The organism is Micromonospora sp. NPDC047812 (assembly GCF_040704175.1).
Classification (GTDB): domain Bacteria; phylum Actinomycetota; class Actinomycetes; order Mycobacteriales; family Micromonosporaceae; genus Micromonospora.
This window is the reverse complement of record NZ_JBEYRY010000001.1, coordinates 497,128-504,082: the sequence shown is the minus strand read 5'-3', so window position 1 is coordinate 504,082 and position 6,955 is coordinate 497,128. Positions and strand designations below refer to the sequence as shown.

The following is a 6,955-nucleotide window of genomic DNA, read 5'->3' as shown; positions in this document are numbered from 1 at the left end:
CGAGGAGTGAGTTCGGTCGTCCGGCGGTCGTGAACGAGAGGTGGACCCGGTGAGCGGCAACGAGATCCTGGTCGGCTACGACGGCTCCGCCGACGCCTCCGCCGCGCTGGAGTGGGCGCTGGAGGAGGCCGGCCGCAGCGGGCGGCCGGTGCGCTTGGCGTACGTCTTCGAGTGGCTCACCGTGACCGGCTGGATCGGCCCCGGCGTCGCCCCCGGCATCTGGCCGGACGACACGGCCCGCCGGCAGGTCGAGGAGCTGGTCCGCAAGGCGGCGGATGACGCGTCCGCCGCGCATCCGGAGCTGACCGTCACGGGCGAGGTGTTCGACGGGCCGTCCGCGCTGGTGCTCCAGGAACGCTCGGCGCAGGCGGACCTGCTGGTGCTGGGCACCCGGGGGCACGGCGGGTTCGGCGGGTTGCTCGTCGGTTCGACCGCGGTCGCGGTCACCGCCCACGCGCACTGCCCGGTCGTGGTCGTCCGCGGCGAGGCCGCCGCGGGTGGGCGCACCGGGCACGTGGCCGTCGGCGTGGACGGGTCCGAGTGTTCGCTGCTGGCGCTGGGCTTCGCGTTCGAGCAGGCCGCCGCCCGACGGGTACCCCTGCACGTGCTGCGGGCCTGGCACCCGCCGACCGGCCAGCGCCCGCCGGCGGGTCCTGACGCGCGGGAGGCCACGGCGGCCGACCGGGCCGAGCTGGACGGGCCGCTGGCCCGGTGGGGCGCGACGTTCCCCGACGTGCCGGTCACCGTGGAGGTGGTGGAGGGCCGCCCGGCGTCCCTGCTGGTCGACGCCAGCCGCGACGCGTGTCTGGTGGTGGTCGGCACCCGGGGCCGGGGCGGCCTGAAGGGGATGCTGCTCGGTTCGGTCAGCCAACAGCTCATCCAGCACGCACAGTGCCCGGTGGCGGTGGTCCGGGAACGCTGAGCCGAAGGGCCGGTGCTCGGGCGGACCGGCGACGGGCGAAGTGCCCGGCCGTGCCGGATCTGCGTACCGTGCGTCGGCACGGGGCATGGCGCAGGATGGAGCGGCAACACCGCCGGGGCACCGCCGTGCTGGGGCACGATGGGGAGAAACGGAAGGGTCGTAACGATGAGCCACGAGACGCCGGCGACGGGCCGCCCGCTGACCACCGCACTCGCGGAGGCCGCCGCGACGGCCGGGCACGCCCCGTCGGTGCACAACAGCCAACCGTGGCGGTGGCGGGTGCTGCCGGACGCGCTGGAGCTGCGGGTGGTCCGCGATCCCCGGCTCACGGCCACCGACCCCGAGGGCCGGCTGCTGGCGTACAGCTGCGGGGCGGCGCTGCACCACGCGCGGGTCGCGCTGACCGCGGAGGGCTGGACGGCCGTGGTGGAGCGGATGCCCGACCCGGCCGACGAGGACCTGCTGGCCCGGCTGACCGGAATGGCCCGCGCGGAGGCCGACCCGGAGGCCATGCGCCTGGTGCAGTGCATGCAGGTGCGGCACACCGACCGGCGCCCGGTCAGCGACGAGCCCGTGCCGACGGCCGCGCTCGGGGAGATCGCCTCGGCGGTCGCCGCCGAAGGCTGCCAGCTCCAGTTCCTCGACCGCGACAACGTCCTGGAGCTGGCCGCTGTCGCCAGCCGCGCCGCCTCGGTCGAGGCGGAGGACTCGCAGCTGCGCGAGGAGCTGGAGTACTGGACCAGCCGGAGCGGCACCGGCATCGGCCTGCCGCCGGAGGTGCTGCCCGCGGAGGCGCCGCAGACCACCGTGCCGGCGCGCGACTTCGGCCGCCCCGGCACCCTGCCGGTGGGCCCCGGGCACGACCGGGCCGCCGTGTACGGGGTGCTCTACGGCGACGAGGACGAGCCGGACAGCTGGCTGCGCGCCGGCGAGGCGCTCTCGGCCGCCTGGCTGACCGCGACCCGGCTCGGGATCTCCGTGGTGCCGCTGAGCGGGGTGGTGGAGGTCGCGGGCACCCGGCAGACGCTGCGCGGGCTGCTGGCCGGCCTCGGCTACCCGTACCTCGTGATCCGGCTGGGGCTCGCGGACCCGGCGCACGCGGGGCCGCCGCACACCCCGCGCCTGGAGGCCGCGCAGGTGGTCGACACCTCGGCGGTGCGCTCCACCGACGCGTAGCGCAGCCGGGACACGGCCAGCGGGCGGCTACCATCGCCCGGTGGCCGCCAGCGAACCGAACCCCCGCCCCGAACCGCACATGACCCCCTCGCTGGGGCTCAGCCCGCTGTCCCGGGTACGGCTCGACGAGCTGCTCCAGGAGATGCTGGACCGGGTCGGCGAGGTGGTGACCAGCCGGGAGCGGCTGCGTGCCCTGCTCGACGCGGTGGTCGGCATCGGCACCGACCTGGACCTGCGCAGCACCCTGCAACGCATCGTGGAGTCGGCCTGTGAGTTGGTCGGCGCCCGCTACGGCGCGCTCGGCGTGATCGGCCACGACCGCCTGCTGCACGACTTCATCACCTACGGCATCGACGCCGAGCTGCACGCCAGGATCGGCGAACTGCCGCACGGGCGGGGCGTGCTCGGCCTGCTCATCGACGACCCCCGCCCGCTGCGGATGCCCGACATCACCCGGCATCCGAAGTCCTACGGGTTCCCGCCGCACCACCCGCCGATGCACAGCTTCCTCGGCGTGCCCGTGCGCATCCGCGACCAGGTCTTCGGCAACCTCTACCTCGCCGAGAAGCAGGGCGCCGCGCAGTTCACCGAGGACGACGAGGAGATCGTCGTCGCGCTCGCCGCCGCCGCCGGCGTGGCGATCGAGAACGCCCGCCTCTACGCGCTGGCCCACCGCCGGGAACGCTGGCTCGCGGCGACCGCCGAGATCACCACCGTGCTGCTGGGCGAGGTGCGCCGCACCGACGCCCTGACGCTCGTGGCGCGGCGCGCCCGCGAGGTCGCCGAGGCGGAGGTCGCCCTCGTGCTGCTCTACGACCCCGACGCCGAGAAGTTCACCGTCGAGGTGGTGGACGGTGCCGACGAGCAGGCCGGCGCCCTCGTCGGCACCGCCCTGCCGGCGGCCGAGACGAGCTTCGCCGCCGCCGTCATCGAGGGCCGGCACGACCAGGTGGCTGACCTGGCCCACGCCGCGCCCTGGCCGGCGCTGCTGCGCACCGGCCCGGCGATGGTCGCGCCGCTGGCCACCGCCGACACCCTGCACGGGGTGCTGGTGATCGCGCACCGGGCCGACCGGGCGCCCGTCGCCAACGACGACGACTTGGCCCTGCTGGGCAGCTTCGCCGGCCAGGCCGCGCTGGCCCTGGAGCGGGCCCGCGGGCAGGAGGAACGGGAGCTGCTGGTGGTCCTGGAGGACCGCGAGCGCATCGCCCGGGACCTGCACGACGTGGTCATCCAGCGCCTCTTCGCCACCGGCCTGCAGTTGCAGAGCGCCGCCCCGATGACGACGAAGCCGGAGGTCGCCCGCCGGATCAACGCGGCGGTCGACGACCTGGACGCCACGATCAAGGACATCCGCCGCACCATCTTCGAGCTGCGCACCCCGATGAGCGCGGCGCTGCGCACCGAGATCCGGGAGGCGATCGAGGTGGCCGCCGGGTCGCTCGGCCACCGGCCCCGCCTGGAGCTGACCGGGCCGATCGACAGCGCCGTGCCCGACGCGGTCCGCCCCGACCTCACCGCCGTGCTGCGCGAGGCGCTCTCCAACGCCGTACGGCACGCGCGGGCCGACCGCGTGGCGGTGGCGGTGCGCGTCGACGCGGGCCGGGTGACCGTGACCGTCACCGACGACGGGGTGGGCTGCGACCCGGCCGCCGCGCGGGGCGGCCTGGTCAACCTGCGCGAGCGCGCCGAGCGTCACGGCGGCGAGTTCGAGGTACGCCGGGCGGAGCCCCGGGGCACCGAGGTGTGCTGGTCGGTGCCCCTACGCGACTGAGCCCGCAGGCGTCAGTGGGACCTGCCGAGGAGGCGGGTGGCGAGGACGGCCGCCTGGGTACGGCGCTCCAGACCCAGCTTGGCCAACACGCTGGAGACGTAGTTCTTCACCGTCTTCTCGGCCAGGAACATCTTCCCGGCTATCTCCCGGTTGGTCAGGCCCTCGGCCACGTACTCCAGGATCCGCCGCTCCTGCTCGGTGAGTGACTTCAGCTCGCGCGGCTGCTCGACGCCGCTGCGGATGCGCTCCAGCACCCGGGTGGTGATCGCCGGGTCGAGCAGCGACTGCCCCGCCGCCACCCGCCGCACCGCGTCGACGAGGTCGGTGCCGCGGATCTGCTTCAGCACGTAACCGGACGCGCCGGCCATGATCGCCGCGAAGAGCGCCTCGTCGTCCTCGTACGAGGTCAGGATCAGACCCTTGATCGAGGAGTCCACGGCCCGGACGTCCCGGCACACGTCGATGCCGTTGCCGTCGGGCAGCCGCGCGTCGAGGATCGCCACGTCCGGCCGCAGGGCCGGGATACGCCGGGCCGCCTCCTGGGCGAGACCGGACTCGCCGACCACCTCGATGTCCCCGCTGCTCTCCAGCAGGTCGGCCAGGCCACGACGGACGACCTCGTGGTCGTCGAGCAGGAACACGCGGATCATCCCTCGTTTCTACCCGCTGCCGACCCCTTCCCGCACGGGTCGAAGGTCCCGAACCGGCATCACCTGCCCCTGGCCCACGCCCACCCCCGCCGAAGTCCCGGCCGGCGGCGGTCGGTCGGGCCCGGAGGGACGGGACGTCCGGCCCTGCCCGGGCCACGCTCCGGTGACGCACCGTGGACACGTACCACTCGCCGGCGCACGACTGCCACGGAAGGAGCACGACCATGGAGACCGGCTTCACCGTCGAGCAGCTACGGGCCGCCGCCGCCGACGCCGTCCGCGCGCCGTCGCTGCACAACACCCAGCCGTGGCGGTTCCGGCTGCGCGACGGCGGCATCGAGGTGCTGGTCGACCCGGACCGGCGGCTGCCGGCCACCGACCCCACCGGCTGGGGCGTGCGGATCGCCTGCGGGGCGGCGCTGTTCAACCTGCGGCTCGCCCTGGCCGTGGCCGGCACCCCGGCGACGGTGCGGCTGCGCCCCCACCCGGCCGAGCCGGACGTGGTGGCCCGGCTGGTGCCGGACGTGCCGCGCCGCCCCACCCCCGCCGAGCAGGCACTGCACGCGGCCGTCCCCCGCCGGTTCAGCAACCGCGCGCCGTTCTGGCCCGACCCGGTGCCCGCCGACGCCCGCTGGCGCCTCACCGAGGCCGCCCGCGCCGAGCAGTGCTGGCTGGAACTGGTGGTCGGGGTCAGCGCGGTGAACGCGTTCGGCGAGATCGCCCGCAGCGCCCACCGGGTGCTGGAGCGCAGCCCCGAGTACCGGGCCGAGCGCCAGGAGTGGGTACGCACCGCGCCCTCCCCGGACGGGATTCCGGCCGCGTCCGGCGGCCCGCAGGGCGAGCCGCAGGACCTGCTGCCCTCCCGGGGCTTCGGCGGGCTGGACCGGTCCCCGGGGCGGGACTTCGAACCGGAGCCGCTCGTGGCGGTGCTCGGCTCGCCCGGCAACACGGCCGTCGACCAGGTCGTCGCCGGGCAGGCGTTGCAGCGGGTGTTGCTGACCGCGACGGACTCGGGGCTGGCGGTGTCGCTGCTGTCCCAGCCGATCGAGGTGCCGTCGGCGCGCGATCAGCTGCGGCTGTCGCTGGGGCGGTTCGGCACGCCGCAGATGGTGCTGCGCGTCGGCTACGGCCAACCGGGCTGGCCGACCCCCCGCCGCGACGTGGACGAGGTGCTCGACCTGCCGGTCGTCCGGCCCTGAGCGGCGGCGAGCCGGCACCTCCTGTCCGAGCGGGGTCAGGCGCCTCTCGCGGACAACAGCGCCGCCTCCCGCTCGGGGTCCAGCCCGACGGGGGCGCGCTGCGGGCGTCCCGCCCGGGGCGGGACGGCGCCGACCTGTCGCAGCCACGCCCAGGTGTCGGCGACCGTCTCGGTCACCGGGCGGCAGGTCAGCCCGGTCGCGTAGGCGCGCTCGACGCCGCGCTCCTGCATCCAGCGGTACTCGTGCCCGGCCGGGATCCAGATCGGCAGGTCGTTCCACGGCTCCACGCCGGCGACCAGGATCGGCTCCGGGTCGGTCCAGCGCAGCCGGGCGTCGGCGCCGGTGGCCGCGACGCAGGCGTCGAGCAGCTCCCCCATCGTCGCGTGCCCGGGGCGGCTCACCACGTTGAACGTCCCGCCCGACCGCGCCGCGCCCCGCTCCAGCATCCAGCCCGCCAGGTCGCGCACGTCGACGTACTGCACCGGCAGGTCGACCGGGCCCGGCGCCAGCACGTCCCCGCCCCGCGCGATGCGCGTCAGCCACCAGGGCAGCCGGCCGATGTCCTCCCCCGGCCCGAGGATCAGCCCGGCCCGCGCGATCAGCGCGCGCTCGCCGAACGCCTCCCGCACGGCCCGCTCAGCGCCGGCCTTGTTGGCCGCGTAGTCGCCGTCGTCGGCGTCCGGCTCCGCGTCCACCACCGGAGCGTCCTCGCCCACGCCTGGGGCGACGGGCGGCGCGTAGACCGAGCCGCTGGAGACGTAGACGTACCGGTCGACCCGGTCGACCAGCGTGCGGGCGGCGTCCCGCGCCGCGCGCGGCGCGCCGTCCCAGGTGTCGACCACCAGGTCCCACTCGCCGTCCGCGAGCGCCGCCAGGCCGTCGGGCGCAATCCGGTCACCCCGCAGCCGGCGTACGCCCTCCGGCGTCGCGCCGTGCAGCCCACGGTTGAACACGGTGACCGTCCAGCCCCGCCGCACCCCCTCGGCGACGGTCGCGCCGCCCACGAAACCCGTCCCGCCCAGCACCAGCAGCCTCATGCGCTCCACTGTGCCCGTTGCGGGCGGCGCGCCGGCCCCGTGTTCACGGTCAGCGGATCTGCCCACGGCAGAAACCCCGGCCGGGCAGCGCGGATCCGGAGGCGGACGCCGGAAAACCTCTGGTGGAGCGGCTCTGACAGCACGCGCACCCGGCTCGCCCGACAGGGCAGGGCCGCCCACGGCGCCCGTCGGGAACC

The 6,955-nt window shown here is 75.9% G+C and carries 6 protein-coding genes; 4 read left to right on the top strand and 2 right to left on the bottom strand.

Translation table 11 applies throughout. The annotated features are described in order from the left end of the window. Positions 1–49: 49 nt before the first annotated feature. From AB0883_RS02255 to AB0883_RS02245, 3 genes are all read left to right on the top strand, one after another. Positions 50–922 carry a universal stress protein gene (locus tag AB0883_RS02255; protein ID WP_366638758.1) on the top strand — a complete coding sequence of 291 codons (873 nt, stop codon included), beginning with the start codon at positions 50–52 and terminating at the stop codon, positions 920–922. Between the two features lie 138 nt (positions 923–1,060). Then, positions 1,061–2,098, top strand: a complete 1,038-nt coding sequence (locus AB0883_RS02250) for a nitroreductase (RefSeq protein WP_366638757.1) — start codon at positions 1,061–1,063, stop codon at positions 2,096–2,098. Between the two features lie 79 nt (positions 2,099–2,177). Further along, complete coding sequence (locus tag AB0883_RS02245) at positions 2,178–3,872, top strand: GAF domain-containing protein (RefSeq protein ID WP_366640236.1); 1,695 nt, start codon at positions 2,178–2,180, stop codon at positions 3,870–3,872. Between the two features lie 11 nt (positions 3,873–3,883). Here AB0883_RS02245 and AB0883_RS02240 read toward each other — a convergent pair whose 3' ends face one another. Further along, a complete protein-coding gene (locus AB0883_RS02240; protein ID WP_366638755.1) occupies positions 3,884–4,522 on the bottom strand; it encodes a response regulator transcription factor in 639 nt (212 codons plus the stop codon). Positions 4,523–4,746: 224 nt separating this feature from the next. Between AB0883_RS02240 and AB0883_RS02235 the strand changes: the two genes are divergently transcribed. Then, a complete protein-coding gene (locus AB0883_RS02235; RefSeq protein WP_366638753.1) occupies positions 4,747–5,721 on the top strand; it encodes a nitroreductase in 975 nt (324 codons plus the stop codon). Between the two features lie 35 nt (positions 5,722–5,756). Here AB0883_RS02235 and AB0883_RS02230 read toward each other — a convergent pair whose 3' ends face one another. Then, complete coding sequence (locus tag AB0883_RS02230; protein ID WP_366638752.1) at positions 5,757–6,758, bottom strand: NAD-dependent epimerase/dehydratase family protein; 1,002 nt, start codon at positions 6,756–6,758, stop codon at positions 5,757–5,759. Positions 6,759–6,955: the final 197 nt, after the last annotated feature.